Here is a 25,399-nt window from a genome sequence, read left to right on the forward strand (position 1 = left end):
CCTAGTCTTTGCACATCTTCGCGTTCAGGGCACGAATTGCTTCCTCGACGGCCAGCCCTGCGGCATCGGGCCCAAGGGCCGCTGCCAGGGCATTGCGCGTCCGGTTGCCCATGACGCCATCGTCTCCGCCCGGATCCTGTCCGTCTTCCGCCAGCAGTCGCTGCAGCGTCTGCACGGCCGAGGTGCCCGGCGTGATCCTGGACAATCCGCAATCGGCGTCGGGCAGGATCGTCGGGCCAAGATCGCCCGTTGGTTCGGCCGGGGTTGGCGCAGGCGTGGCCTGCGTGGGGTCCGGTACGGCCGAGGGGCGGTCGGCCTCGAAGTCGGGACCGGTCTGCGCGGTCGGCTGTGCCGGGTCGGGGGTCAGGGCGCGTTCTGCGCCCGCCGCCGTCGCCAGTGCCGCGCCCGATGACAGGCTGCGATCCTGATCGGTCACGCCCGCATCCTCGGGCAGGCCAAGATCGGCCTGCGGTGTATCGCGACGGAAATCCGCGGCAGTCACCGGCTGACCCAGCAGGCACCGGCCCAGTGCCGTCGCGACATCGGATGCCGTGGGGTCCGGCGTGCCCTTGGTTTCCAAGGCGCAGCTGTCGGCCTCGGGGTCGCAGAGCACGTCGATCTGCCACTGGGGGGCATCGCGGCTGTCGGCCAGGTTTGCCGTCAGATCGGGGAACAGCCTATAGGCGAAACCGGCGATCCGCCCTTGCTGCCACACCCCCGGATAGCGCGCGGAGGGCACATCCGCGTAATCCCGTTCAACCTGCTGCGCGCCCGGCAGAGGCATGTCGAACCCTTCGCCCACGCAGGGTTCGGCCAGCGCGGTTCCCGGCAGCATCAGCGCGGTGGCCGTGATCAGCGCCCTCATTTCGGCACCCGGATCAGCGGGCCGGTCGCCTTGAACGACAACGCGGCCAATACGACGGCATTGGTGTTCGCCGTGACCGAGCCGTTGACCCCGCCCGTCGTCTCGTAGATGCCCTCGGGCCAGCCCTTCTGCGGATCGACCAGCGGGGTGATGGCCTGCACCAGCTTGGCGGTGTATTCGGTGCCGAACAGCGCGTCCCACCCGAAGGCGGCCTTGGTCGCCATGGTCCTTCGGCTGTCAATACGTTCGCCCTGGAAGGTCAGCACCGCCCATTCCGCCCCCGCGCCCCAAACGGTGGCATAGGCGAAATAGGGTTCCTCGCTCAGGTGCGATTCCGTGACGGCGGTCAACTGGCCCGTCTGTTCGAAGCGCGCCTGCTGGGCCTTGTAGATGGCGGTGGCAAAGCGGTGCGAGCGGGCGTCGAAGCCGAATTCCAGCCCGTCGAACAGATAGGGTTCGCTGACGACGAAGGCGGGCGTGGTGGCGCGGTGCATGCGGGTATCGACCGGGATCGGCTGGTCCAGCACGGTGCGGATCATCAGGTTGTCGCGGACCTCATAGGCGCGATAGACGTCATAGCCGTGCAGCATCATCGCCTTGGCGGCGTATTGTTCGTATCCGACGCGGCCCTCCTGATCGTGGCGCACCTCGTTTCCGGCGATATTGGTGCCGATCAGCTCTCCGTCGCGCACCATGCGGTCCAGCGCCCATCGGTCCGTCACCGCCGCGATGGCCGGCGCCAGATCGGGATGTGCCTGCTGCGCCAGTCCGAATGCCGACATGATCCGCGCCACGTCCAGCGCCGACCATCCAAGCCCCAGATCGGACGGCTTGTTGGCGTAATCGACCAGCTCCTGCGTGCGGGTGTTGTAGGCCTTGTTGGGCAGGGCGTCCTCGAACAGGCGCATCTTGCCGATGCTGTCCAGCACCCGTGCGATGCGGTCGCGGGCCTCGGGGGCCTCAATCAGGGCCAAGCGTTCGGCCGAGAGGATCGCCACGATATAGGACCCGGTTTCCCACATGGTGGTCGAGGGATAGTTGTTGACCGAATTGGCAAGGCCCGTGGTGGCATCGGTGTTGTTGACGAAATAGGTCCAGGCGATGCGCGCATGTTCCAGATCCTGCGCGCTGCTTTCCCCCCTGACGGCCAGCGGCAGGGGGGTGATCTCGTCGAACGTCTGCATCAGGTCGTGCCCCCCTCCGGCGCCTCCCCGGGCGGAACGCTCGCCCAGATCTTCAAGCCATATCACCAGGAACAGGCCCGCGATCAGGCCGAGGATGAAGATGATATGTCCACGGGCGTGGACCAGGTTCCGGCGAAAGCCCATCAAGTTACCTCCGGGGTATCGTTTGTCGCGGATGGCTGCCAGATGGCGGCGCGGATGATGCCGGCCATGGCGATGCAGTTGTTCAGCCCCCACAAGGCATTGGTCACGACGCCGGTCGCGCTGTGGCCGGTATCGGCCAGAAGCAGCGCGCCCGCCCCCCAAAGCACCCCCGCCGCCGTCAATCCCACCACCGCCAGCTGCGCGCGCACCAGCTTCAGGAAGCGTCCGGCATTGCGGTCCTTGGGCGTGACCTTGAAGACGATGCGCTGACCACGCAGGACCGTCCAGATCGCGCGCAGCCCAAGCGGGAAGAAGGCCAGGTAGCTGGCCTTGGCGGCATATCCCGGAATGCCCCATGTCCCCACCATCATCGCCAGTTCAAGCGAGATGATGAAGGGAATGACGTGGACGTAGAACTGGTCGGAATAGGCCGACACCGGCGCGATCCCCGTGAACAGATAGACAACCGGCGCAAAGAGGAAGATCACGTTCCATATCGCCCCAAGATAGGAATAGAAGGTCGCCCCGTACATCAGCCGCTGCGGGATGGTCAGGCCCCGGCGGAACAGCGGGTTGTCGTTGACCAGGATGTCGACGCTGCCGCCGGCGTATTTGAAGCGCTGGATGGTCCAGGTCATCAGATCCTGCGGCGACAGCATCTTCGATTCGACGTAAGGGTGTTGCCAAGACTTCCAGCCGCGTTCGCGGTCCGAATGCAGCACGATCGACGTGAAGATGTCCTCCGAGACGTGGAAGCGATAGGGTGCCAGGATCTCGGCGCTGACGGCCTCGGTGCGGATGGCGTCCAGCAGGTCGGGGGCGACGTTGCGCTCGCGGGTTTCCAGGGTGATCTCTTCCTCGGCGGCGATGACGCGGCGTTCGACCTTGGCGCCGAAGGCGCGCAGGGCGGCCTCCATCACGGCCTCGCGGCGGTGGATCGATCCCGCGCCGCAGCAGAAGGATGCATTCACGCGGTTCCGGCGGCGCTGGATCACGTCATAGAACATCTGCGGGTCGTTGACGAAGGGATCGCGCCCGACCCACCATTCCCCGGCAACGCGTTCCACGGCATTGCCCAGCCTGCGGCCCCAGGTTCCGAGGCGATCCGACAGCACATCGGGCAGGCGGCGGCCCTGCGGCAGGTCGTAGAACCATTGCGGCGTCTGCACCCAGGCCATCTGCGGGTCGCGGAAATAACCCAGGGTGCGGGACAGCATGGTAGGGAAGGGCCGGGTATCCGCGTCGCAGATCAGCAGGAAGTCGCCCGCCGTCTGTTCCATCGCGTTGCGCAGGTTGCCGGCCTTGTAGCCTTCGTTGGTGTCGCGGGTGATATAGCCGACACCTTCCTCCGCGGCGACAGCGCGCATCTGGGGGCGCCGGCCATCGTCCATCACGTGGATGCGGATGTCGATGGGGTGCGGATATTCCATGGCCTTGGCGTCGATGATCCCAAGGCGCACCAGTTCGGGATCCTCGTCGTAGGTGGCGAACAGCACATCGACCGAGATCGGGCGGCCCGCCTCGGGCGAGGCGGGATCGACATCCTCGATCAGGGCGGGCGCGTCGCGCAGGCGGATCGGCTGATCGCGCCAGAGGTTGTAGACGAACAGCAGCAGCCCGACATAGGCCAGCGTCTCGGCGATGGCCAATGTCGCCGCGAACCACAGGGCTTCGGGGTTCAGCGACGCCGTCCAGCGCCAGACGATGTACCAGCCGCCGATCACCAGGGATATGGTTGCCAGAAACTGCCACAGCATTTCCCGACGGGGGGAATAGGGCAGCGGAGGGGGCGGGCGCCGATCCTCGAACGCGCGGAAATAGTCGTCGGTCATTCGGTGTTCATCCATTCGCCGTACCTTGGGCGCGGTTGCGCGCCCAAGGGGTCGGTCCAAGTCCGATCGTCCAGGCCGTCAGCCTGATGCGTTCCAGCAGCATCGAAAGCGCCAGCGCGGCGGGCAGCACCACGATGAAGCGGCTGACGACCAGAACCGAAGGCGTCATCATCCCCGCCAGACCCGTCTTGATCACGGCGATGTCGAAGAGGTCGATGATCAGCGGATGCACCAGGTAGACGCCGAAGGTGTATTTGGCCGCACGCGACCACTTGGGGGACCAGGTGCTGAACTGGCTGCCCATGAAGATGCAGAAGATCAGCAGCGGCATCAGGAAATGACCATAGTAGTCCCACCCCGACCGCACCGGGAACTGTCCCTGCAGCAGCGCATGGCCGAAGAAGGGCAGGGTCGCCAGGTAGGCCAGCGACACGAGGTAGAAGGCCCCGCGGCGGATCAGGCGGGTCTCTCCGCGCGGCAGTCCGTCCTTCCACAGGGAATAGAGCGCGAAGGCCGCCAGCCCATAGCCGATGTATCCCCAGACCTTGGCGATTCGGACAAGGTAGTCGCGCGCCAGGGGCGCGATGTCGATGGAATAGAGGAACGTTTGAACGTGATCCATCGCCCCCAGGGTCGCAAACAGCAGCACCCCCAGGATCGGATAGCGCAGGGCCAGCCGCATCACGGGATAGAACAGGAAGATCGCGAAGAGCGTCGGCAGGAAATGCATGTGATACTGCGACTTGCCCAGCAGGAAATAGGCCACCCAGGTCTTCAGTTGGGTGATCTGTTCCAGATATTGCGGCGCATAGTTGAAGGCCTGCGCCTTGACCAGGCGGAACAGCCCGTAGAACACCGTCCAGAAGGCGAAAGGCACCAGCAGCCGTTGCGCCTGCGTCAGGATCGCATCGCGATAGCTGGGGCGGTGGCGATCGATCCGCATCGCCATCAGGAACAGCGAGAAGAAGAAGAACATCTCGGATCCCGAGAATTCGCCGATGGAACGCAGCAGAACCGGGACCGCCCGTTCGCCGACGGTCGCATCGGGAAAGGGCCTGCCGGCGAAATCGGTGGTCGAATGGATCAGCACGACGCCCGCCGCCGCGCAGACGCGGTTGGCGTCGAACCAGACCATCCGCGATCCGGGTGCGCTCATGGTGCCACCTGTCCGGCGCGGCATTCGCGGGGCAGGACCAGGCGCGGTTCCGGCTTGGCGAAGACCTGCTCCTCGGGGCGGCAATCGGTGGCCGAGATGCCGGTGTCGCGATCCAGCGGCTTGCAGTACTTGAACTCTTCCCACGGAACGGCGGGCTTGATCTCGACCGCATCGGCGCAGGCGCAGCAGGTGACCTCGCGGACCATCGGCTCGGGCAGGCATTTGTTGGCGCGGATGTCGGTGCCCGAATAGGCCATGTCCCAGACCGAGGTGTTGGTGTTCTTGAACTGCATGATCGGCCCCTGCACCTTGTAGAGCAGGGCTGCCAGGATGATGCCGTTGTTGTTGGCGGTCTGCAGCGGGATATAGCCGTTGCCGTTCTCGTAGAGACCCTCGTAGAAGCCGCCATCCTCCTCGGACAGGTCGGCGACGGTCTCGAACAGCAGGTCGGTATAGGGCACGTCCCACAGCGCCCACATGCCGATGGCCGCCTTGGCGGCGACAGCGGCGCGATCGGGCTGATAGACGTCGCTCGGGTCCAGCGTGTTCCAGGGATAGCCGTCCGCGAAGATCGAGTCGTAGACGAAATAGGGTTTGCCCTCGACCTGGTGTTCGGACCGCGCGGTGATGATGCCGGTCTGTTCGAAGCGGCGCTGCTGGACAAGGAAGATGCGGTGCGCGAATTCGGCCCGCCAGCCCTGCGATGCCACGCCCGGCCCGTCGGGATCGTCGATGGGCAGGTCCCAGCCCATTTCCAGCCCGTCCAGCAGATAGCTTTCGGTCAGGACATAGTTCTGGTTGTGGAAGACCCGCGGGTCGCGACCGTCATATGGCACGTCGACGTCATAGATGTTGGTATAGGCCAGCGGCGCGGGGTCCAGCGCACCCGCCACGTCGAACCCCCAAAGCGCAAAGCCCTTGGCGGCATATTCCTCGTATCCCAAGCGGCCTTCCTGAACATAGCGGGTTTCGCCCTGGCCGTTCACGATGGACCCGAACAGCCGGCCGTCATCCTCGACGATGTTGCAGTAGTTCCAGCGCATCGGGACGTTGTCTACGCTGTTGGCCAGATAGGGATAGCGTTCCTTCAGGATGCGCAGCCAGACCAGCATGCGGCCCATGTCCAGCACGGAAAAGCCGACCTCGCCGGGCTGGTTGGCATAGTTCACCTTTTCGCCCGTCTCGGTGTTGTAGACCTTGTTCGGGGCCTCGCCGCGGTAAAGGTCCAGATTGCGCAGGGTGCTGATCAGCTTGGTCGCGCGCCGGTCGAATTCGCGCTTGTCGATGATGCCCAACTCATGCGCGGCCACCAGCGCGCTGATATAGGATGCGGTGTCCCACAGCGTCGTCGAGGGATAGGACCCCACCGCGTTCACCAGTCCCGTATCCGGCTGGAAACGCTTGACGAAATAGCTCCAGGCCGAACGGGCCATGGCCATCTCGCGCTCGGTCAGGGCGCCGTGGCGGCCAAAGTAGTCGCCTGCCGTCGGACGAGCCGAAAACATCAGGTCGCGCCGTTCCTGCGCGCCGGGATCCGTCAGCGCCTTGGGCAGTTCGGCGGAGGGCGCCGGCAGCGGCGTTTCGGCGGGGTCCGTATCGGGCTGGACCGCTTCGGACAGGGGCGTGTCCGGACCGGGATCGGCATCCTGCGACAGGGCCGGGTGGGAGAACCGATCCGTCGTCAGCAGGATCAGCACGAGGCAGGTCAGCACGGCAGAGCGTAGCAGAGGCATGACTATCCTTTCCAAGACGCCGCGGGCGATGCGGGCGGATCACGGTCCTGAAGCGCGGCCAGGCCCGCGCGCAGTTCCTGCATGTCGGCGATCAGGTCGTGCAGGGCCGCAGGGCTTTCCGAGGCGGCGTCCTCCAGCGTATCCAGCACGCGGGCGCGATCGGACAGTTCGGTGCATCCAAGCGTTGCGGCGATGCCCACCACGGAATGCAGCGACCTGCTGCGCTGCTGTGCTGCTGTCTCATCGGGCCCGGACGGTGCGGTGCCGCGCAGGACGGCCAGATGGCGGTCCAGATCCTCGATCGCGGCGGTCTGCATCAGGCGGGCGACCTCATCTCCGAACTCGGCGCGCAGTTCAGCCACGCGTTCGGCAAGCCGCGCCTGGTCGATGGGGTCGGGGCGGGGGGCAGGGGCCGGTGCGTGCAGCTGTTCGGCCACCCGCGCCGTCAGTCCCCTGCGGCGAAAGGTCAGCCCCGCGACCGCGATGGCCAGCATCAGCAGGCACAGGGCGATTGCGGCCGTTGCATTCATGGCGACGGATCCTTGTTGAAGACCATCTGCAGACGGTTGCCGCCCTCGCCCGGCTGGAACAGGACGTCGTCCGCCAGCATGCTGATCAGCGGGATGCCCCGTCCGCTTTCCGACATCTCGTCGATCTCATGGGGCTGGGGAACATTGTCATAGAGATCGTCCGGCGCGCGCGCACCGGCGTCGAAGATCACGACCCGCACGCGGTCGGGCTGCACGTCGATGGTGATGGCCACGGGCTTGTCCGGCGCGGGCGAGATGGCGTGCTGGACGGCGTTCGTCAGCGCCTCCATGACCGCGATCTCGAATGATGTCAGCTTGTCCTCGGACAGCGTGGGCGATGCCAGTTCCGTAAGCTGTGCGACCATTCCGTCAAGCTGATCCAGTTCGGTCGGCATGTGCAGGACCCGGGTCATCACAGCCGCTCGCTGAGTGCGGCCGCGGCGGCGGCGGAATCACGATAGGTCGGGAAGACCTTGTCCATCCGCGTGATGCGGAACATCTTCTCGACGCTGCCCGACAGGCCGCAGACGACGATCTCTCCGCGGTTGCCAAGGCGCTTGAGCACCCCGACCAGCGCCCCGATGGCCGAGGAATCCACGAACGACACCCCTGTCAGGTCGACGACCAGCCGGTATTCGCCCTTGTCGATCAGCTGCCACATCTCGTCCTTGAAGGTCGTGGCATTGGCTGCGGTCAACCTGTCCGTGGCGGGGTCGACCACGCAGATCTGCCCGTCGCCCCCTTGCTTAACCTTGATCATGCTGCGCGCATCCTTTCGCAAACGACGATCGACAGATCGTCCTCCAGTTGCGCCCCGCCACGCCATTGCAGCAGGGCATTCCTCATCTGGACGGGAATTTCCGACGCCTTCCGGTCCGTGGCGGTCAGGAACGCCTGCACCCCGTGGTCGTCGAAGGGTCGGCCCGCGGCGTCCTCGGCCTCGAGCGCGCCGTCCGAGACCAGGACCAGCAGGTGGTCGGATGGAAATTCGATCCGGTCCGTTTCGAAATCGACATCGGGCATCAGGGCCACCGGATAGCCGCCCCGCCCGACCGGATGGCATGCCCCCCCGGGGCCCAGCATGAAGCCCGAAGGATAGCCCGCCTGGCAGAAATGCAGCGTATCGGCCCCCTGGTCCAGAACCGCGCAGAACATGGTGAAATATTCCTCGCCGTCGCTTCGCCAGAAATGCCTGTTCAGGAAACGCACCAAGGCTGCCGGATCGGGCCGCCCCTGCGCATCCAGCGCCCGTTGGCGGAAAAGTTCGGCGGTCAGCATATGTCCGAGGGCCACCGACATCAGCGAGGCATGCACGCCGTGCCCGGCCACATCGATCGCATAGAGGCCAAGGAACCCCGGCGCCAGTTCGAAGTATCCGAACATGTCGCCCGCAAGGAAGTTCGAGGCCAGCAGCGCGGAATGGAAACGGCACCGGCCGATCTGGACAAGGGGGTCGGGCAGCATGCGGCGCTGTGCATCGGCGGCGGCGCGAAGATCACTTTCGATCCGTTCCTTGGCCGCAACAAGGTTCCGCTCTCGCTCGGCCAGGATCTCCTCATGCTCGATCAGCCGCCTGACCGATCTGATACGGGCTGTCAGGCTGACGGTATCCAAGGGCTTCGCCATGAAGTCGTCCACACCGGCTTCCAGCGCACGCTCGCGCTCGGGACGCTGGTTGCGGCCCGTCACCATCAGGATGTGGATGTAGAAACCGGTCTGCTTGGCTCGGATCCGACGTGTCAGTTCGATCCCGTCAAGGCCCGGCATGTCCAGGTCGCAAATCAGGATCTGGACATTCAGATCGGTCATCAATCTCAGCGCAGTGTCACCATTGTCAGCTTCATGCGGTTCATAGCCAAGCTTGCGCAGGATCGCCGATATGTATGCACGTTGAAGGCGATCATCGTCAACGACGACCACTTTGATGCCCGATTGCAGCAGAGCATGGTCAAAAGCCGACATTTCTTTCCAAGCACAATAAAACGATGATGTGATCCGACTTTAGCCAAAATTCTGTCCCATTGTAGGGTGAAATTTCTTCTAACGTGAAAAAATCACTGCAAAAATCTGCAAGTTTTGCCTGCGCAATAGTCAGTTCCGCGAGGAAGAAGCAATGCCAACACTACCAAGGGTTGTCCTGGCAGGGGGATTCACGTTCGATTCCAAGCATGGAGCAAACTTCTGTCTGCGATAAGGACCGGCTTGGCCCGAGACCTTATGTCGCGCCGGGAAGAGGCCTCCCCTGGTTGGTTTCATCCCCATCATTTGCGCTTGCAGTGAAGCAGACCCTTTGTCTGCCGCTTTGACTTCGGTCCGGATGTGCCAAGGTGCCATGGCGCGATCTGTTCAGGCAGTTAGGCATTCTCGACGCTGGATGTCGACCAGCCTCCGGGCGGTCCTCATGGCGGCTTGGAACAGGCGCAGGACCTTGCAGGGCCGTCTTCAAATGATCGAGCCGGTGAACGCGACGGGTTCGAGTGCAGCGGCCAGAATGATCCGCGCCCGGTATCAGGCAGAGGGCCTTGAATCGCAACGCGCGTCAGGGACGAAGGTCTGCGCCGATCAGAGTTGGCCACCGCCAGCTCCTCGATCGCCGGATGCGGATCCCGAACCCGAAGCTTGTCGATGACAGGTGGCTTGCGGCAGCCGCCTTCGAACACATCAGACACGCCATGCCGCAGTGCAGGTTTCCACTGTCTGGTCATCGTCGGATGCACGCCGAACCTGCTCGCTGGCTCCGACATCGGCGACATCATGCCTAAAGCCGCCGAGCGTCGCATCGGGAGATGCCACGCGCTTTCCGTGGTCAAGATGCCGGCCGACGACGGCTATACGCCACATGACGTGCATATCGTCGCTTGTCTTTTCTGGTTGCGCCTTGCTTCAGCCATCCTGGATGCCCCCGAGAGCAATGGCCTGCCAGAGGCATTTGCGTATGATCACGTCCGGATGGCACCGGCTCCAGATGCCTGAACCGTCCAGCGAATGTTGCAGGAAGTCACAGCACTGCGACCGGGTGGCGTCAGCTGCCTCCGGCCCCCACTGAAATGCGAAGAAAACGCCCGTGATAATGGCGGGCAACGCTCGTCCTTGGCATGATAAAATGGCGTTCTCCGCGAAGCTTCCGGTAACTGCATCGCACCGAAAATCGGATGTTCCGAACGGTCGGCTTGGGATGGTTGAAACGTGCCCGTGCGACCATCGTCGTTCAATCATCCGCCGGAAATACAGCCCTGCACCCAAGCGCGACCGCAAAGCGGTCGGAAGCGCCTCCAAGACCCTTACTGCGGTCACTTGTTAGGATCCAAGAGCAGTTCGTGTGCCAGTCCGGTCTGATCATATCCGAAACGGTTTTTGCCGAAGGCGGGCTGACCGTTCATCGCAGTCTCAGGCAATGCCTTTTGCGGTTCGGTGAACATGGCCCGATGCGATCCATTCACATCGACGGCGACATTACCGACAGGGTTTGCACGACAGCGGGACAAGATCGTGGACGGCCCTTCAGAAGTGGACCCCTTAATGGTTCTGCATCAGATGTCATGGCTGCTCGTCAGTTCCACGGGCACCGCCGTGGTCGGTGACGGCAGAGGTTGCATCGGTTGCCTCGTTCGTGGCGCCGATGGCCTGCGGCAGAACGGCGGACAGCTTCGATGGGGCGCGATGGTCGGTCAGCCGCGCGATGCGACCAGCCTGTCGGCCAGCAGCGCCGCCGAGGTCCGGTTGTCCACCCCCAGCTTCAGATAGATCTGCTCCAGATGCTTGTTCACGGTGCGTGCGCTGAGGTCCAGGATCTCGGCGATGTCGCGATTGGCCTTGCCTTGGGATAGCCACAGCAGGACCTCGGATTCGCGGGCTGTCAGGCCGAAATGCTGGGCCAGCGTCACCTCGGGGGACCGGGATTGCGCGCGCTCGATCCGGATCAGCAGGTCGCCCCTGCTGCTTCGCCCGGTGTAATGCAGGCCAAGCGCGCCCGTCTGCAGGGGCGGGGCATGGGACACGGGCTGTCCCGTCAGACGACCCAGCCATGCCAGCAGGTCACCTGCGGCTTGTCCATCGGTGGTCAGCAGACCGGCCTCGCCAAGGCTGGCCAGCGCGCCCGGCGAACCCCATGCGACCCGCCCGGACCCATCCACCGCAACCAGGGCGCGGTTCTGCACATCGAAGGCATCGCGCAGGTCGCGGATCTGGCGGGCGTTCAGGATATGGGTGGTCACGCGGGCGATGAGTTCGTCGACCTTGACCGGCTTGGTGACGTAATCGACGCCCCCGGCCTGCAATCCGCGGCGAACATCCTCTGAACCGGTAAGCCCGGTCATGAAGATGATCGGGGCATCGGTCATGACGGGGGCCGATTTCATCCGGCGACAAGTCTCGAAGCCGTCCATGCCGGGCATCATGGCATCCAGCAGGATGACGTCGGGATCGACGCGCCCCAGCAGGTCCAACGCGCGCTGGCCGTCGCGGGCCACGATGACGGTGGTGCCGCTTTCCTCGAGCGCCGTCGAGACCATCGCGACCGAGCCGGGATCATCGTCGACGATCAGCGCCATGGAGGCGATGGCCGCGTGGTCTCGGGTCATGCGTTCATCCACGTGTTCACGGTCTCCTCGATGGTCGTCAGGTCGTAGTCGTCCAGATACGCGCGCAAGCGGCGCGTCATGTCGGATGGGCCGCCCTGTTCGGTCTCGATCCGGTCCAGATGGGTTGCGACGCCGCGTGCGTGGCCGATGCGCGCGCTGGACAGCAGCCCTTCAAGGTCGAGCGGCAGAGGCGCGGGCGCGTCCTTTGTGGCGGGCGGCTGGCGGTCGTAGGTCAGGTCCAGCCGCAACAGGCTGGCGATCGTTTCGAGCATGTCGATCAGGGTATAGGGTTTGATGACGAAGCCGTCGTGGACCTTCATGTCACCCTGCACGGGCCGTGCTTCGGGCGCATGGCCGGTGCACATCAGGATGGGGGTCGTGTGGTGGGTGTGGTCGCGCAGCCATTGCGCAAGGCTGAGGCCGTCCTCGGCGGGCATGTCGACATCCAGAACGAACAGATCCGGCGTGACGTCGCCCAGCATGGCGCGCGCCCCATCCGCATCCGCAGCGCCCACGACGTTGAAGCCCATGGGGGAAAAGAAGCTGTCGAACAGGTTCAGGTGGTTCAGGTCGTCGTCCACGATCATCAGGGTCCGACGGCGGCCCGCATAGCCGGTGGGACGGACCTCCTCGTCCAGGTCGGCCTGCCTGCCGGGGCGGGCGGCATGGTCGGGCACCGAGGGCAGCATCAGGCGCACGCGAAAGCTGCTGCCGGTGCCGGGGGTGCTTTCGGCGGTGATCTCTCCGCCCAGGATGTCGACCAGCAGCTTGGTGATGGTCAGCCCCAGCCCCGATCCGCCCGGCTGCCGGTCGCCGCCGCGTTCGAAGGGCCGCCAGATGCGCTTCATCTGTTCGGGCGCGATGCCCTGTCCGGTATCGGTGATGACGATGGTGGCGACCTCGTTGCGATAGGAGAACGACATATCGACCGAGCCTTGCGCGGTATAGCGCACGGCGTTGGTCAGCAGGTTGATCAGGATCTGGCGCAGGCGCTTTTCGTCCGACATCACCCAGACAGGCAGGCTGCCGCTGGTGGTGATCGACAGCTGCAGGCCCTTCTGCGCGGCCTCTTCGCGAAACAGGGACCCGATCTGGTTCAGAAAACCGGGCAGGTTGATGCGTTCCCGCGCGATCTCGATCTGGCCGACCTCGATCTTCGAGATGTCCAGCAAACCTTCAACCAGCCCCGCCAGATGTTCGGACGACCTGCGGATGGTGCGCACAGCCTCGCGGCGGCGGGCGGGGATGTCGGGGTCGGCCTCGATGATCTGGGCAAAGCCGAAAATGGCGTTCAGCGGCGTGCGGATTTCATGGCTGAGACCGGCCAGATAGCGGGTCTTGGCGGTATTGGCGGCCTCGGCCTGTTCCTTGGCATCCTGCAGGGCTAGGTCGGTGCGCTTGTGCGCGCGGATTTCCTGCAGCAGGCGCAGCGTCTGGCGGTCGGCCTCGTCGCGGGCGTTGCGGCGGCTTTCGCGGCCCAGGATCAGCATCCAGATGCCGACGCCGATCAGCACCACGGCCCCGCAGAACAGCGCCCCCAGGATGGCGCTGAACCCCGGCGACATGCGCGCGCGATAGATGAAGGTCAGCAGCAGCGCCAGGGCCGCCACCGTCCCCGTGAAGCAGACCGAAAAGATCCCCGCCCGCGACAGAAGATGCTGGGCGACGGTGGGGGGCATGCTGCGTTCGATCGCGTGGCGGATGGTGGCGGGCGCGCGACCGTGCGGCTTGCAGCGGTCCCCGCACCCCCCCTCCAGCGAACAGCAGAGCGAGCAGATCTGACCCTCGATGAAGGGGCAGGTGGCCATGTCGGGCGCCTCGAAGGCATAGCCGCAGGTGTCGCAGACATGCCGCCCTTGGGTGAATTCCGACGGCTGGCGCGCGATGTAGAAGCGCCCGCCGCTGAGCCAGGCGATCAGCGGTGCCAGTGCGATGGCCGTGCCAAGCGCCACGAAGGCCGACAGCGCCCCCGCCACCTGACCCAGCAGCCCGTGACCGGCCATCAGCCCGACGGTCACCGCCCCCAGCATCGCGCCCAGACCCACGGGGTTCAGGTCATAGAGATAGGCCCTGCGGAACTCGATCCCCCTGGGGCTGAGGCCCAGGGGCTTGTTGATGACCAGATCGGCGAAGATCGCCCCGATCCAAGCCAGCGCCACGGTGGAATAGAAGCTGAGCGTCGCCTCGATGGCGTGAAAGACGCCGAACTGCATCAGCAGGAAGGCGATGGCCACGTTGAAGATCAGCCAGACGACGCGACCGGGATGGGCATGGGTCAGCCGCGAGAAGAAGTTCGACCAGGCGATCGAGCCTGCATAGGCGTTCGTAACGTTGATCTTCAGCTGGCACAGGATGATGAAGACGCCCGTCACCGCCAGCGCGATGCGCCCGTCCCCCAGGGCCAAGTCGAAGGCCGCGAAGTAAAGATGGGCGGGGTCGGTCAGATCCGCCGTCGCGGTGCCTGCCGAGATCGCAAGCACCGTCAGGAAGGACCCGGCCAGCATCTTCAGCCCGCCCAGGACCGCCCAACCGGGGCCCGCCGCGATGACCGCCGCCCACCAGCCGATGCGCTGTCGGCGGGTGACGGGCGCGGGAAGGAAGCGCAGGAAATCCACCTGCTCGCCGATCTGCGCGATCAGCGACAGCCCGATGGCCGATGCCGCACCGAAGGACAGCAGGGTCAGCTGCGACTGGCCATCCAGCCCCATGAAACCTGCCCAATCGACGTCGCCGCGTCCCATGACCGCGATCAGCACGAAGGGCAGCAGGTTCAGCGCCAGCCACGGGATCTGGGTCCAGGCCTGAAACCGCGAGATGCGCGAAAACCCGTGCACCACCAGCGGGATCACCACGACCGCCGATGCCATGTAGCCCACCCACAGCGGCACGCTGAAGCAGAACTGCAGCGCCAGCGCCAGGATCGCGGCCTCGAGCGCGAAGAAGATGAAGGTAAAGCTGGCGTAGATCAGCGACGTCAGAGTCGATCCCAGATATCCGAACCCCGCCCCCCGCGTCAGAAGGTCGATATCGACCCCGTAGCGCGCCGCGTAATAGGCGATGGGAAGGCCGGTGACGAACAGGATCGCGCAGACCGCCCCGATGGCCGCCGCCGCCGTCGCGAAGCCGAAGCCCAAGGTCAGCGCGGCCCCGATCGCCTCGAGCGCCAGGAACGAGATTGAACCGATCGCCGCGTTCGCCACCCATGCCGCAGACCAGCGCCGCGCCCGATGGGCGGTGAAGCGCAGGGCGAAATCCTCCAGCGTCTCATCGGCGACAAGGCGGTGGTATTCGCGCTTGACGGTGGTGGCGTGCAGCAGCTCGCTCATCCCGGGGACCCCTTTGCCATGCTCTCATGCAGCGCCGCTGCGGTCCTGGGCAGGGGTAAGGGGAAATTATGCGTAATCATATACGTCAATTGACGTATTCCGGAATGACGCTGCGCCGATCAACCTCTGGTCAACCACGATGTGAACCGACGAGGGCAACATGGCTGACAAGAAGACGTTCCCGATCAATCCGCTTTCCCGGCGCGCCATCCTGGCGGGCGGGGCCGCGCTTGGCGCGACGCTGTTCCTGCCGAAAGGACTGCGCGCGCAGGATTTCCCGACCGACCAGGTGAACACCACCGGGCTGGCCGTGACCGATGACACCGTGCAGGTGGGCATCCTGCATTCCATCAGCGGCACGATGTCCATTTCGGAAACCGGGTCGGTGCAGGCCGAGAAGCTGGCGATCGAGCAGATCAACGCCCAGGGCGGCGTCCTTGGCCGCAAGATCGAGACCATCCAGGAAGACGGCGCCTCGGATTGGCCGACCTTCGCGGAAAAGGCGCGCAAGCTGCTGGTCAACGACAAGGTGGCCAGCGTCATGGGCTGCTGGACCTCGGCCAGCCGCAAGGCCGTGCTGCCGGTCTTCGAACAATACAACGGCATGCTGTATTACCCGACCTTCTATGAAGGCTTGGAGGAAAGCCCCAACGTCATCTACACTGGCCAAGAAGCCACGCAGCAGATCATCGCGGGCCTTGACTGGGTCGCGCGCGAAAAGGGCGCCAAGTCCTTCTATCTGCTGGGGTCGGATTACATCTGGCCGCGCACCTCGAACAAGATCGCCCGCAAGCACATCGAGGACAAGCTGGGCGGCAAGGTCCTGGGCGAGGAATACTATCCCCTCGGCCACACCCAGTTCAATTCGGTCATCAACAAGATCCGCCTGAAGAAGCCCGACGTGATCTATGCCATCGTCGTCGGCGGATCGAACGTGGCCTTCTACAAGCAATTGAAGGCCGCCGGCATCGACATGACCGAGGAAGCGCCGCTGCTGCTGACCATTTCCGTGACCGAGGACGAGATCCGCGGCATCGGCGGCGAAAACATCGAAGGCGCCTATGCCTGCATGAAGTACTTCCAGTCGCTGGAGAACGAGAACAACCGCGAATTCGTCGCCGCCTTCAAGGAGATGTGGGGCGACGACATGGTCATCGGCGACGTCACGCAGGCGGCCTATCTGGGACCGTGGCTGTGGAAGGCCGCCGTCGAGAAGGCCGGGTCCTTCGACGTGGACAAGGTGCGCGAGGCCAGCCCCGGCATCGAGCTGGCCAGCGCCCCCGAAGGCTATGTCAAGATCCACGAGAACCATCACCTGTGGTCCAAGACCCGCGTGGGTCACGCCAAGGCGGACGGTCAATACGAGGTCGTCTTCGAGACCGGCGACCTGGTCGAGCCCGACCCCTTCCCCGAAGGCTATCAGTAAGCCCGCCCCGGCGGTCCGGCCAGGACCGCCGCCCACCCCCTTTTTCCAAGGAGAGTTCCGATGTTCTCGGACTATTCCCTGTCAGAGCTTGGCGCGATCTTCGCCATGCAGGGCTTTGCCGGGCTGATCCTGTTTTCGGTCTTCGTGCTGATGGCCCTTGGGCTTGCGATCATCTTCGGCCAGATGGGCGTCATCAACATGGCGCATGGCGAATTCATGATCCTGGGCGCCTATGTCACCTATCTGGTGTCGAACGCCTTCGCGGCCTACATGCCGGCGCTGTTCGGCGCCTATTTCTTCGTGGCGATGGTGCTGGCCTTCTGCGCCTCGGGGCTGTTGGGGATGGCGGTCGAATGGGCCATCATCCGGCATCTCTACAAGCGGCCGCTGGACACGCTGCTGGCGACCTGGGGTCTCAGCCTGATGCTGCAGCAGGCATTCCGGTCGCTGTTCGGCGCGCGCGAGGTCGGCGTCACGATCCCCGACTGGATGATGGGGTCGATGGCCGTGACCGACATGATCGAGGTGCCGATCAACGGCATCTTCGTCATGGTGCTGGCCTTGGGCATCTCGGCGGCGATCTATGTGATGATGTATCGGTCGGGCTGGGGTCGCCAGGTGCGTGCCGTGACGCAGAACCGCGTGATGGCGGGGGCCGTGGGCATCAACACCGAACGCACCGACCGCATGACCTTCGGCATCGGCTGCGGGGTCGCGGGCGTCGCGGGTGCGGCCTTCACCATGATCGGATCGACGGGGCCGACCTCGGGTCAGGCCTATATCGTGGACACCTTCCTTGTGGTGGTCTTCGGGGGCGCGGCCAGCCTGCTGGGCACGATCGCCTCGGCATTTTCCATCAGCCAGGCGCAGTCGATCCTTGAATTCTTCCTCTCGGGCTCGATGGCCAAGGTCATCACGCTGCTTGTGGTGGTCGGCATCCTGATGCTGCGCCCGCAGGGCCTGTTCGCCATGAAACTTCGGAAATGAGGGATCGGACAATGACCAGGACATCCTTCCTGAAGCGCGACGAGGCCGTGGGCCTTGCCATCCTGGCGCTGATCATCTTCGTGGTCTTTCCGGTCATGCTGGACGACTTCCGGCTGAACCTGTTCGGCAAATACCTGACCTATGCCTTCGTGGCGATCGGGTTGGTCCTGTGCTGGGGGGCGGGTGGCATCCTCAGCCTGGGGCAGGGGGTCTTCTTCGGGCTGGGGGGCTATTGCATGGCGATGTTCCTCAAGCTCGAGGCATCGACCCCCGAGGCGACGGCCATCCAGTCCACCCCCGGCATTCCGGACTTCATGGACTGGAACCAGATCACCGCTCTGCCGGTCTGGTGGCAGCCCTTCGACAGCTTCGCGCTGACGCTGGCCGCGATCCTGGTGGTGCCTGCCGCATTCGCCTTCGTCATCGGCTTCGCGATGTTCCGCCGCCGGGTCAGCGGGGTCTATTTCGCGATCATCACCCAAGCCATCGCGGCCATCGTGACGATCCTGATCATCGGCCAGCAGGGCTATACCGGCGGTGTGAACGGCATCACCGACCTGCGAACGCTGATGGGTTGGGACATCCGCCCCGACGGGGCCAAGACCGCGCTTTACTTCGTGAACGGCGTCCTGCTGTTCGTCTGCCTGCTGGTCGCCATGGCGATCCGCAAGTCCAAGTTCGGCCGCGTCCTGGTGGCCATGCGCGACGCCGAGGATCGGGTCCGCTTTTCCGGATACGACGTGGCCAGCTTCAAGATCTTCATCTTCTGCGTCGGCGCGATGATGGCATCCGTCGGGGGGGCGATGTTCACCCTGCAGGTCGGCTTCATGTCGCCCACCATCGTCGGCATCGTCCCTTCCATCGAGATGGTGATCTTCTGCGCGGTCGGCGGGCGTCATTCGCTGATGGGCGCGGTCTATGGCGCGCTTCTGGTGAACTGGGCCAAGACCACATTCTCGGAGAGCTTCCCCGATCTGTGGCTGTTCGGGCTGGGCGCGCTGTTCATCGCGGTGGTCATGGCGTTCCCCAACGGGCTGGCCGGTCTTTACGACGACTACGTCAAGCCCCGCCTGCCAATGCGCCGCACGGCCCCCGCCACCCAACCGCAGCCGGCAGAATAGGACAGCGATCATGCAGGAAAATCACAACTTTATCCTGGCGGTCGAGGATCTGACCGTGTCCTTCGACGGGTTCAAGGCGGTGGACGGCCTCAGCTTCTATATCGAGCCGAACGAATGCCGCGTCATCATCGGGCCGAACGGGGCGGGCAAGACGACGGTCCTGGACCTGATCTGCGGGCGCACCCGTGCCACCGCCGGTTCGATCGACTTCAAGGGTTCCGAACTGACCCGCATGCGCGAAGACCAGATCGTGCATGCAGGCGTGGGCCGCAAGTTCCAGACGCCCTCGGTCTATGAGGATCTGTCGGTCTTCGAGAACCTGGAAATCAGCTATCCGCGCGGACACACGGTCCTTGGCGCGCTGACCTTCCGGCGCGACGCCGAGGTCGAGGCTCGCATCCGCGACATCGCCGAGACGATCTTTCTGGGCGACATGCTGCAGGAACGCGCTGCCATCCTCAGCCATGGTCAGAAGCAGTGGCTGGAGATCGGGATGCTGCTGATCCAGGACCCGCAGCTGATGATGCTGGACGAACCCGTCGCGGGGATGTCGGTGGCCGAACGCAAGAAGACGGCCGAACTGCTGAACCGCATCATCCGCGACCGCGCGGTCATCGTGATCGAACACGACATGGGCTTTGTCGCCGACATCGCCACCCGCGTGACGGTGATGCACCAGGGCAAGCGCCTGTCGGAAGGGTCCATGGCCCATGTGCAGGCCGATCCCAAGGTCGTCGAAGTCTATCTGGGACATTGAGGAGCACATGATGCTGACCATCGAGAACCTGACATCGGGCTATGGCGAATCCGACGTGCTGCGCGGCCTGGACCTGCAGGTGCCCAAGGGGCAGATCGTGGCGATCATGGGGCGCAACGGCATGGGCAAGACGACCCTGATGAAATCGCTGATGGGCATCGTGCCCGCGACCGGCGGGACCATCACGGTGGACGACCGGCAGGTGGGGGGGCTGAAGTCCCACGCCCGCGTCGCCGGCGGTCTGGCCTATGTCCCGCAGGGCCGGCAGATCTTTTCCGCCATGACGGTCGAGGAGAACGTCGAGACGGGCCTGACCGTCACCGGCAAGAAGACCGTCCCCGCCGACATCTATGAATTGTTCCCCGTGCTGCTGGAAATGAAGCACCGGCGCGGCGGCAACCTGTCGGGCGGTCAGCAGCAACAGCTTGCCATCGCCCGCGCCCTGGCGTCCGACCCCAAGGTCCTGCTGCTGGACGAACCGACCGAAGGCATCCAGCCCTCGATCATCCGCGACATGGCCCGCACCCTGCGCCAGATCCGCGACGAACGCGGCCTGACCATCATCGTCTCGGAACAGGTGCTCAGCTTCGCGCTGGACGTGGCCGATCGCGTGATGGTGCTGGAAAAGGGCGCCTTCGTCCACGACAGCCCCCGCGCGGGCGTCGACGAGGCGCATGTCTCGAAATTCCTTTCCGTCTGAACCCGCAAGAAGAAGGAGGCCCGCCATGGCCGACACGCTGATTTCCGTCAATCTGAGCGAGAACCCCCATACCAACGAAGCCGTCCACAACCGCTGGCATTGCGACATCCCCATGGCCTGCTGGGTCGAACCGGGCGACGACTTCAAGGTCGAGACCTACGACTGGACCGGCGGTCAGATCGGCAACAATGACGATGCCTCGGACGTGCGCGACGTGGAACTGGAACAGGTCCACTATCTGTCCGGCCCCATCGGCGTGAAGGGTGCCGAGCCGGGCGACCTGCTGGTCGTCGACATCCTGGACATCGGCGCGAAAGAGGAGATGAACTGGGGCTTCAACGGCTTCTTTTCCAAGCAGAACGGCGGCGGCTTCCTGACCGATCACTTCCCCTCGGCCCAGAAGTCGATCTGGGACTTCGAGGGGATGTTCACCCGGTCGCGTCACATCCCCGGCGTGCGCTATGCGGGGCTGATCCATCCGGGCCTGATCGGCTGCCTGCCCGACCGCAAGATGCTGGACATGTGGAACGAGCGTGAGAAGGGGCTGGTCGCGACCGATCCCGACCGCGTGCCGGGGCTTGCGAACCTGCCCACCACGCAATCGGCCCATATGGGCAAGCTGAAGGGTGAGGCCCGCGACAAGGCCGCCGCCGAAGGTGCGCGCACGGTGCCGCCGCGCGAACACGGCGGCAATTGCGACATCAAGGACCTCAGCCGCGGGTCCAAGATCTATTTCCCGGTCTATGTCGACGGTGCGGGCCTTTCGATGGGCGATCTGCACTTCAGCCAGGGCGACGGCGAGATCACCTTCTGCGGCGCCATCGAGATGGCAGGCTGGCTGCACATCCGCGTCAGCCTGATCAAGGGCGGGATGGAGAAATACGCCATCCGTAACCCGATCTTCCGCCCCTCGCCCATCGTGCCCAAATACGACGACTTCCTGATCTTCGAAGGCATTAGCGTCGACGAGGGCGGCAAGCAGCATTACCTGGACGTGCATGTCGCCTATCGGCAGGCCTGCCTGAACGCGATCGAGTATCTGAAGAAGTTCGGCTATTCCGGCGCGCAGGCCTATTCGATCCTGGGGACGGCGCCGGTGCAGGGGCATATCTCGGGGGTGGTCGATGTGCCGAACGCCTGCGCGACGCTGTGGCTGCCCACCGACATCTTCGAGAACGGCTCGGCGCTGATGCCCTCGGTCGACGGTCCGACCAGGCTGGTCGACGGCTCGGTCGACATGCCCATCGCCCACGATCTGTGATGCAGCCGGGCCGCGCGGGGGATCGCGCGGCCCCATCCGCCCCGAAATGGAAGGAAAGCCCCATGCCCGTCTATGATTACGCCTGCCCCCAATGCGGCCCCTTCGAGGCGCTTGCCCCGATGTCGGCCTTTGCCGATCCCTGCGATTGCCCCGCCTGCGCGACGCGTGCACCCCGCGTGCTGCTGACCGCACCGCGGTTGGCCAAGATGGACGGGGGCCGCCGCACTGCCTTTGCCACCAACGAACGCAGCGCCGACAGCCCCAAGCGTCTCAGCAGTCACGGCCCCGGATGCGGCTGCTGTTCGGGCGGCAAGAAGAAGGCCAGCCGCACGCTGCACCGCCCGGACGGGTCGAAGTCGCTGACCGGTACGCGACCCTGGATGATCTCTCACTGAGCGATGACGAAAGGGCGTGACGCAGGCCGGTCGGTGACCGGCCTTTTGCCCGTTTTCAAAGGTCCCCTGTTTGCCGCCCATGGCAGAGACCCCTGCGGCCTGTTCCCGCAGCAATGGCGCACGTAAGCTGGGCGATGATCCGGCGACCGGCAAGGCCGGATCGGTGCATTGGCGATCCGTTCGGCCATACTTCGGGGGAATGCCATTGCAACGCAGGGTTGTGCGATTCCGCATGGATGTCGATGCTGTTCAGGAGGTGGCGAGGTGCGGGCAGGGGCATCGCGGCATCCCTCGGCACGGCGCCCAGAATACGCGTAATCAGCATGATTTGCATGCACATAAGCGCTTGTGCCGATTGCCTATGCTGCTGAACTTGCCGGCAATCCCGCCCGGGATGGCGGATATCCGCCCATTATCACGGGTACGTGACGTTCTCATGCATACTGGAAACTTAAGGCGAAACTAAACTTCAAATTGAACGTATCTGATGTTATGGGACGGTTAATCTTGGTTAAATCCATTTCCCCCCGCGCGAACTACCCTCCACAACTCTTCTTTCAGGGAACATGACATGGCAACCACCTTCAACGTTATCAATCTTGGCAGTTTCACCAACCTTGATGCAACAGAGGGTGGTCAGCCCGAAAATGCGCCCTTGCTGAACAACCAGACGTTCGGCAGCGCGGGCATCCCGCTTTACAACAGGATCCAGACCTTCGCGCCCGCAGGAAACGGACCGACCGGAACGGGTGGTTCGGCGGTCTACGATGGAAGGGGCGATCTCAACCAGTTCTCGATCAACGGCGGAGCAGTCCAGACGGTCGAGGCTTTTGCCGTCATTCCCGTGACGCTGACCTATGCCGATGGCACGACCGCCACGATTTCGGGTCGGGTCATGCAAAGCACCGATCTTCAGCTGTACCTGGTGCCGTCGGTCACGCAGGATGCGTCGCAGAACGCGTTGGAAGCCAAGCCGATCCAATCGTTGACCTTCGGCACATACACTCCGCCAGCGAACGGGAATGTGTCGGTGATGGCGGCCGATCGGGATCCGAACGAACTTGTTCCCGTGATAGATGGATCCGCCGGCAACGACACGATGAACGTCGGCTTCACGGATCTGTTGAACAGCAATGCGACCGTGCCCGCCATCGACGGCAACGCCAACTATATCTCGGGCGGGGCGGGGAATGACTCTATCGAGGGTGGCGGCGGCAACGACACCATTCTGGGCGGGGATGGCAACGACACGCTTCAGGGTGGCACGGGCGCCGACAGTCTTGTGGGCGGCGCGGGGTCGGATACGCTGGATTATTCCGAGAATACCGCAGGCATCAATGTCAACCTTGCCACCAACTCCGCTTCGGGCGGGACGGCGCAGGGCGACGTCATCAGCGGCTTCGAGAACGTCGTCGGCGGATCGGGGAACGATACGCTGACGCTGTCGAACACCGCCGGTCTGGCCGAAGGTGGCGCGGGCAACGATACGATCACGGGCGGTACGGGCAACGACACCCTGGATGGCGGCATCGGTGCGGATTCGCTTGTCGGCGGAGCGGGCAACGACAGCATGCTTGGCGGGGCAGGCGATGATACGCTGGACGGCGGTGACGGCGCGGACGTCATGCGCGGCGGCGACGGCAATGACACCTTCCTGAATGGCGGTGGCATCGGCAACGATACCGTGTTCGGTGGCGAAGGCGATGACATCTGGCGCGCCGGTGCCACCGACAGCGGCAGTGATCAGGTCTTCCTTGAAGGTGGCAACGACTTTGCCGAGGTCGGTTTCTTCACGCCTGGCACGCCCGAGATCCTGGACGGGGGTGACGGGCAGGATACCATAGCATTCGACGCGCCTGCCGCGGACGGATTCGGCATCGGCATCACGTTGAATGACGATGGTTCGGCCACGAACATCGGGTTCTCCCCCGAGTATGTCATCCGCAACTTCGAGAACGTCCGCGGCAACAGCGCGGCGAACGAGATCAACGGCAACTCGTCTGACAACGAACTGGTCGGCCTGGCCGGCAACGACACGATCACCGGCGGTGGCGGGAACGACACGCTGCTGGGGGGCGCGGACAACGACCTGCTGGACGGCGGCACGGGCAATGACACGTTGGATGGCGGCACGGGCAACGACACGCTGACCGGCGGCACCGGCGATGATGTGATCACCGGGGGAAGCGGCTCGGACAGCTTCGTCTATGCGGTCGGTGACGGCCTGGACACGATCACCGACTTCAACCAGAATGGCGAGACCCTGGGCGACGGCAATGCGATCGACAACGACTTCCTGGACCTGTCGCAATATTACGACAAGCTGGGCGAGATGCGTGCCGACCTTCTGGACGACGGGATCCTGAACCAGTCCAACAGCGTCGAGAACGGCGGGACGGTCGATTACAGCAACAACACCACCTTCGCCGCCAACCAGGGCATCGTGCTGACCGGCATCAACGATACCAACGTCAACCAGCTTCTGGCGGGCGAGACCACCGGCGTCGTCTGCTTTGCGCGCGGTTCGCTGATCGACACGCCCTCGGGGCAGGTCGCGATCGAGGACCTGCAGGCGGGTGATCCGGTCCGCACGATGGACCGCGGCTTTCAGGCGCTGCGCTGGATCGGCAGCCGCAAGCTTGATGCGATCGACCTGCAGCAGCACCCCAAGCTGCGTCCGGTCCGCATCAGGGCCGGTGCTTTGGGCCAGGGGCTGCCGGTGGCCGATCTGGTCGTCTCGCCCCAGCACCGCATCCTGGTCCGGTCCAGCATCGCCGAGCGCATGTTCGGCACGCAGGAGGTGCTGATCCCGGCCAACAAGCTGTTGATCCTGGACGGCATCGACGTTGACGAGGACGCGACCTCGGTCGAATACTTCCACATGCTTTTCGACCAGCATGAGATCGTCTTCGCCAATGGATCGGCCGCGGAAAGCCTGTTCACCGGCACCGAAGCGATGCGTTCGCTGTCCGATGAGGCCAAACGCGAGGTCTTCACCCTGTTCCCCGAGTTGGAGAACCCCGAGTTCGTCGCAGCGCCCGCCCGTCTGATCCCGCAAAAGGGCCGGGTCATGAAAAAGCTGGCCGAACGTCACCAGCAGAACCGCGCGCCCCTTTTCGGGTGATGCGCTGAAGGCAAAAGGGCGGTCGTCGCGACCGCCCTTTTGCAGCCATCAGCCGCCCCCGCGCACCTGCGGCGCTGATGCAGCGGCCTGCCGAGGTCGCGATGGACGCCATGCCACGGCGCTTTGGACATTGGCGGGCCATAATAGTTTGCCCCCTGACAGTGTGCCGCCACGGACGTCTGATCCGGCCTGCAAGTCGATCGACGACGGTCCTTCCCTCCGCCATCCCATTCAGCTCTGTCATATTTCTGTCATGAATCCGGGTACTTGATGCCCTT

20 protein-coding genes are annotated in these 25,399 nt (G+C 64.4%); 9 read left to right on the forward strand and 11 right to left on the reverse strand.

The annotated features are described in order from the left end of the window. Nucleotide 1 precedes the first annotated feature (1 nt). The 9 genes from DDE75_RS10885 to DDE75_RS10925 are packed head-to-tail and all read right to left on the reverse strand — an operon-like array spanning nucleotide 2 to nucleotide 9,406. Nucleotides 2-865, reverse strand: a complete 864-nt coding sequence (locus tag DDE75_RS10885) for a hypothetical protein (protein ID WP_108502424.1) — start codon at nucleotides 863-865, stop codon at nucleotides 2-4. After that, a complete protein-coding gene (locus tag DDE75_RS10890; protein WP_108502425.1) occupies nucleotides 862-2,193 on the reverse strand; it encodes a DUF3131 domain-containing protein in 1,332 nt (443 codons plus the stop codon). The genes DDE75_RS10885 and DDE75_RS10890 overlap by 4 nt, the downstream gene beginning before the upstream one ends. Next, a complete protein-coding gene (locus DDE75_RS10895) occupies nucleotides 2,193-4,040 on the reverse strand; it encodes a glycosyltransferase family 2 protein (protein WP_245894708.1) in 1,848 nt (615 codons plus the stop codon). The genes DDE75_RS10890 and DDE75_RS10895 overlap by 1 nt, the downstream gene beginning before the upstream one ends. Then, nucleotides 4,033-5,181 carry an acyltransferase gene (locus DDE75_RS10900; RefSeq protein ID WP_108502426.1) on the reverse strand — a complete coding sequence of 383 codons (1,149 nt, stop codon included), beginning with the start codon at nucleotides 5,179-5,181 and terminating at the stop codon, nucleotides 4,033-4,035. The genes DDE75_RS10895 and DDE75_RS10900 overlap by 8 nt, the downstream gene beginning before the upstream one ends. Beyond that, entirely contained in the window at nucleotides 5,178-6,914 is a 1,737-nt protein-coding gene (locus tag DDE75_RS10905) for a DUF3131 domain-containing protein (RefSeq protein ID WP_108502427.1), read from the reverse strand. The genes DDE75_RS10900 and DDE75_RS10905 overlap by 4 nt, the downstream gene beginning before the upstream one ends. Before the next feature lie 2 nt (nucleotides 6,915-6,916). Further along, nucleotides 6,917-7,444: an Hpt domain-containing protein gene (locus tag DDE75_RS10910; RefSeq protein ID WP_108502428.1), complete on the reverse strand. Its 528-nt coding sequence runs from the start codon at nucleotides 7,442-7,444 to the stop codon at nucleotides 6,917-6,919. Beyond that, nucleotides 7,441-7,857, reverse strand: coding sequence for an ATP-binding protein (locus DDE75_RS10915; protein ID WP_162798994.1), 417 nt, complete (start codon nucleotides 7,855-7,857; stop codon nucleotides 7,441-7,443). Before DDE75_RS10915 ends, DDE75_RS10910 begins: the two co-directional genes overlap by 4 nt. After that, complete coding sequence (locus DDE75_RS10920; RefSeq protein ID WP_108502430.1) at nucleotides 7,857-8,204, reverse strand: STAS domain-containing protein; 348 nt, start codon at nucleotides 8,202-8,204, stop codon at nucleotides 7,857-7,859. The genes DDE75_RS10915 and DDE75_RS10920 overlap by 1 nt, the downstream gene beginning before the upstream one ends. Further along, entirely contained in the window at nucleotides 8,201-9,406 is a 1,206-nt protein-coding gene (locus DDE75_RS10925) for a PP2C family protein-serine/threonine phosphatase (RefSeq protein ID WP_108502431.1), read from the reverse strand. The genes DDE75_RS10920 and DDE75_RS10925 overlap by 4 nt, the downstream gene beginning before the upstream one ends. A 663-nt stretch (nucleotides 9,407-10,069) precedes the next feature. Between DDE75_RS10925 and DDE75_RS17280 the strand changes: the two genes are divergently transcribed. Beyond that, nucleotides 10,070-10,417, forward strand: coding sequence for a hypothetical protein (locus DDE75_RS17280; protein WP_162798996.1), 348 nt, complete (start codon nucleotides 10,070-10,072; stop codon nucleotides 10,415-10,417). Between the two features lie 695 nt (nucleotides 10,418-11,112). Here the strand turns inward: DDE75_RS17280 and DDE75_RS10935 are convergent. Both DDE75_RS10935 and DDE75_RS10940 read right to left on the reverse strand, forming a co-directional pair. Then, entirely contained in the window at nucleotides 11,113-12,024 is a 912-nt protein-coding gene (locus tag DDE75_RS10935) for a response regulator transcription factor (RefSeq protein WP_108502433.1), read from the reverse strand. After that, entirely contained in the window at nucleotides 12,021-15,350 is a 3,330-nt protein-coding gene (locus DDE75_RS10940) for an ATP-binding protein (protein WP_108502434.1), read from the reverse strand. The genes DDE75_RS10935 and DDE75_RS10940 overlap by 4 nt, the downstream gene beginning before the upstream one ends. Before the next feature lie 160 nt (nucleotides 15,351-15,510). Between DDE75_RS10940 and urtA the strand changes: the two genes are divergently transcribed. From urtA to DDE75_RS10980, 8 genes are all read left to right on the forward strand, one after another. Next, nucleotides 15,511-16,776, forward strand: coding sequence for an urea ABC transporter substrate-binding protein (urtA, locus tag DDE75_RS10945; RefSeq protein ID WP_108502435.1), 1,266 nt, complete (start codon nucleotides 15,511-15,513; stop codon nucleotides 16,774-16,776). 60 nt (nucleotides 16,777-16,836) lie between these two features. Beyond that, nucleotides 16,837-17,763: an urea ABC transporter permease subunit UrtB gene (urtB, locus tag DDE75_RS10950; protein ID WP_108502436.1), complete on the forward strand. Its 927-nt coding sequence runs from the start codon at nucleotides 16,837-16,839 to the stop codon at nucleotides 17,761-17,763. A gap of 11 nt (nucleotides 17,764-17,774) precedes the next feature. Then, nucleotides 17,775-18,884: an urea ABC transporter permease subunit UrtC gene (gene urtC, locus DDE75_RS10955; protein ID WP_108502437.1), complete on the forward strand. Its 1,110-nt coding sequence runs from the start codon at nucleotides 17,775-17,777 to the stop codon at nucleotides 18,882-18,884. A 10-nt stretch (nucleotides 18,885-18,894) separates the two neighbouring features. Beyond that, a complete protein-coding gene (gene urtD / locus DDE75_RS10960; RefSeq protein WP_108502438.1) occupies nucleotides 18,895-19,641 on the forward strand; it encodes an urea ABC transporter ATP-binding protein UrtD in 747 nt (248 codons plus the stop codon). Nucleotides 19,642-19,651: 10 nt separating this feature from the next. Beyond that, on the forward strand, nucleotides 19,652-20,341 hold the full coding sequence (gene urtE, locus DDE75_RS10965; protein ID WP_108502683.1) for an urea ABC transporter ATP-binding subunit UrtE: 690 nt from the start codon (nucleotides 19,652-19,654) through the stop codon (nucleotides 20,339-20,341). A 25-nt stretch (nucleotides 20,342-20,366) separates the two neighbouring features. Next, nucleotides 20,367-21,602 carry a formamidase gene (gene fmdA, locus DDE75_RS10970; RefSeq protein WP_108502439.1) on the forward strand — a complete coding sequence of 412 codons (1,236 nt, stop codon included), beginning with the start codon at nucleotides 20,367-20,369 and terminating at the stop codon, nucleotides 21,600-21,602. A gap of 62 nt (nucleotides 21,603-21,664) precedes the next feature. After that, complete coding sequence (locus DDE75_RS10975) at nucleotides 21,665-21,997, forward strand: FmdB family zinc ribbon protein (protein ID WP_108502684.1); 333 nt, start codon at nucleotides 21,665-21,667, stop codon at nucleotides 21,995-21,997. A gap of 571 nt (nucleotides 21,998-22,568) precedes the next feature. Beyond that, nucleotides 22,569-25,121, forward strand: a complete 2,553-nt coding sequence (locus DDE75_RS10980) for a Hint domain-containing protein (protein ID WP_108502440.1) — start codon at nucleotides 22,569-22,571, stop codon at nucleotides 25,119-25,121. Nucleotides 25,122-25,399: the final 278 nt, after the last annotated feature.

Source organism: Paracoccus indicus, from assembly GCF_003056335.1.
GTDB lineage: Bacteria > Pseudomonadota > Alphaproteobacteria > Rhodobacterales > Rhodobacteraceae > Paracoccus > Paracoccus indicus.

Bases quoted from the DNA above. Each gene is read 5' to 3' on its own strand.
- DDE75_RS10935 (WP_108502433.1), bottom strand. From the start codon at position 12,024: ATGACCCGAGACCACGCGGCCATCGCCTCCATGGCGCTGATCGTCGAC.
- DDE75_RS10885 (WP_108502424.1), bottom strand. From the start codon at position 865: ATGAGGGCGCTGATCACGGCCACCGCGCTGATGCTGCCGGGAACCGCG.
- DDE75_RS10890 (WP_108502425.1), bottom strand. From the start codon at position 2,193: ATGGGCTTTCGCCGGAACCTGGTCCACGCCCGTGGACATATCATCTTC.
- DDE75_RS10920 (WP_108502430.1), bottom strand. From the start codon at position 8,204: ATGATCAAGGTTAAGCAAGGGGGCGACGGGCAGATCTGCGTGGTCGAC.
- DDE75_RS17280 (WP_162798996.1), top strand. From the start codon at position 10,070: ATGACAGGTGGCTTGCGGCAGCCGCCTTCGAACACATCAGACACGCCA.
- DDE75_RS10915 (WP_162798994.1), bottom strand. From the start codon at position 7,857: ATGACCCGGGTCCTGCACATGCCGACCGAACTGGATCAGCTTGACGGA.
- DDE75_RS10905 (WP_108502427.1), bottom strand. From the start codon at position 6,914: ATGCCTCTGCTACGCTCTGCCGTGCTGACCTGCCTCGTGCTGATCCTG.
- urtE (WP_108502683.1), top strand. From the start codon at position 19,652: ATGCTGACCATCGAGAACCTGACATCGGGCTATGGCGAATCCGACGTG.
- DDE75_RS10910 (WP_108502428.1), bottom strand. From the start codon at position 7,444: ATGAATGCAACGGCCGCAATCGCCCTGTGCCTGCTGATGCTGGCCATC.
- DDE75_RS10980 (WP_108502440.1), top strand. From the start codon at position 22,569: ATGGCAACCACCTTCAACGTTATCAATCTTGGCAGTTTCACCAACCTT.
- fmdA (WP_108502439.1), top strand. From the start codon at position 20,367: ATGGCCGACACGCTGATTTCCGTCAATCTGAGCGAGAACCCCCATACC.
- urtD (WP_108502438.1), top strand. From the start codon at position 18,895: ATGCAGGAAAATCACAACTTTATCCTGGCGGTCGAGGATCTGACCGTG.
- DDE75_RS10895 (WP_245894708.1), bottom strand. From the start codon at position 4,040: ATGGATGAACACCGAATGACCGACGACTATTTCCGCGCGTTCGAGGAT.
- urtA (WP_108502435.1), top strand. From the start codon at position 15,511: ATGGCTGACAAGAAGACGTTCCCGATCAATCCGCTTTCCCGGCGCGCC.
- DDE75_RS10975 (WP_108502684.1), top strand. From the start codon at position 21,665: ATGCCCGTCTATGATTACGCCTGCCCCCAATGCGGCCCCTTCGAGGCG.
- urtC (WP_108502437.1), top strand. From the start codon at position 17,775: ATGACCAGGACATCCTTCCTGAAGCGCGACGAGGCCGTGGGCCTTGCC.
- urtB (WP_108502436.1), top strand. From the start codon at position 16,837: ATGTTCTCGGACTATTCCCTGTCAGAGCTTGGCGCGATCTTCGCCATG.
- DDE75_RS10925 (WP_108502431.1), bottom strand. From the start codon at position 9,406: ATGTCGGCTTTTGACCATGCTCTGCTGCAATCGGGCATCAAAGTGGTC.
- DDE75_RS10940 (WP_108502434.1), bottom strand. From the start codon at position 15,350: ATGAGCGAGCTGCTGCACGCCACCACCGTCAAGCGCGAATACCACCGC.
- DDE75_RS10900 (WP_108502426.1), bottom strand. From the start codon at position 5,181: ATGAGCGCACCCGGATCGCGGATGGTCTGGTTCGACGCCAACCGCGTC.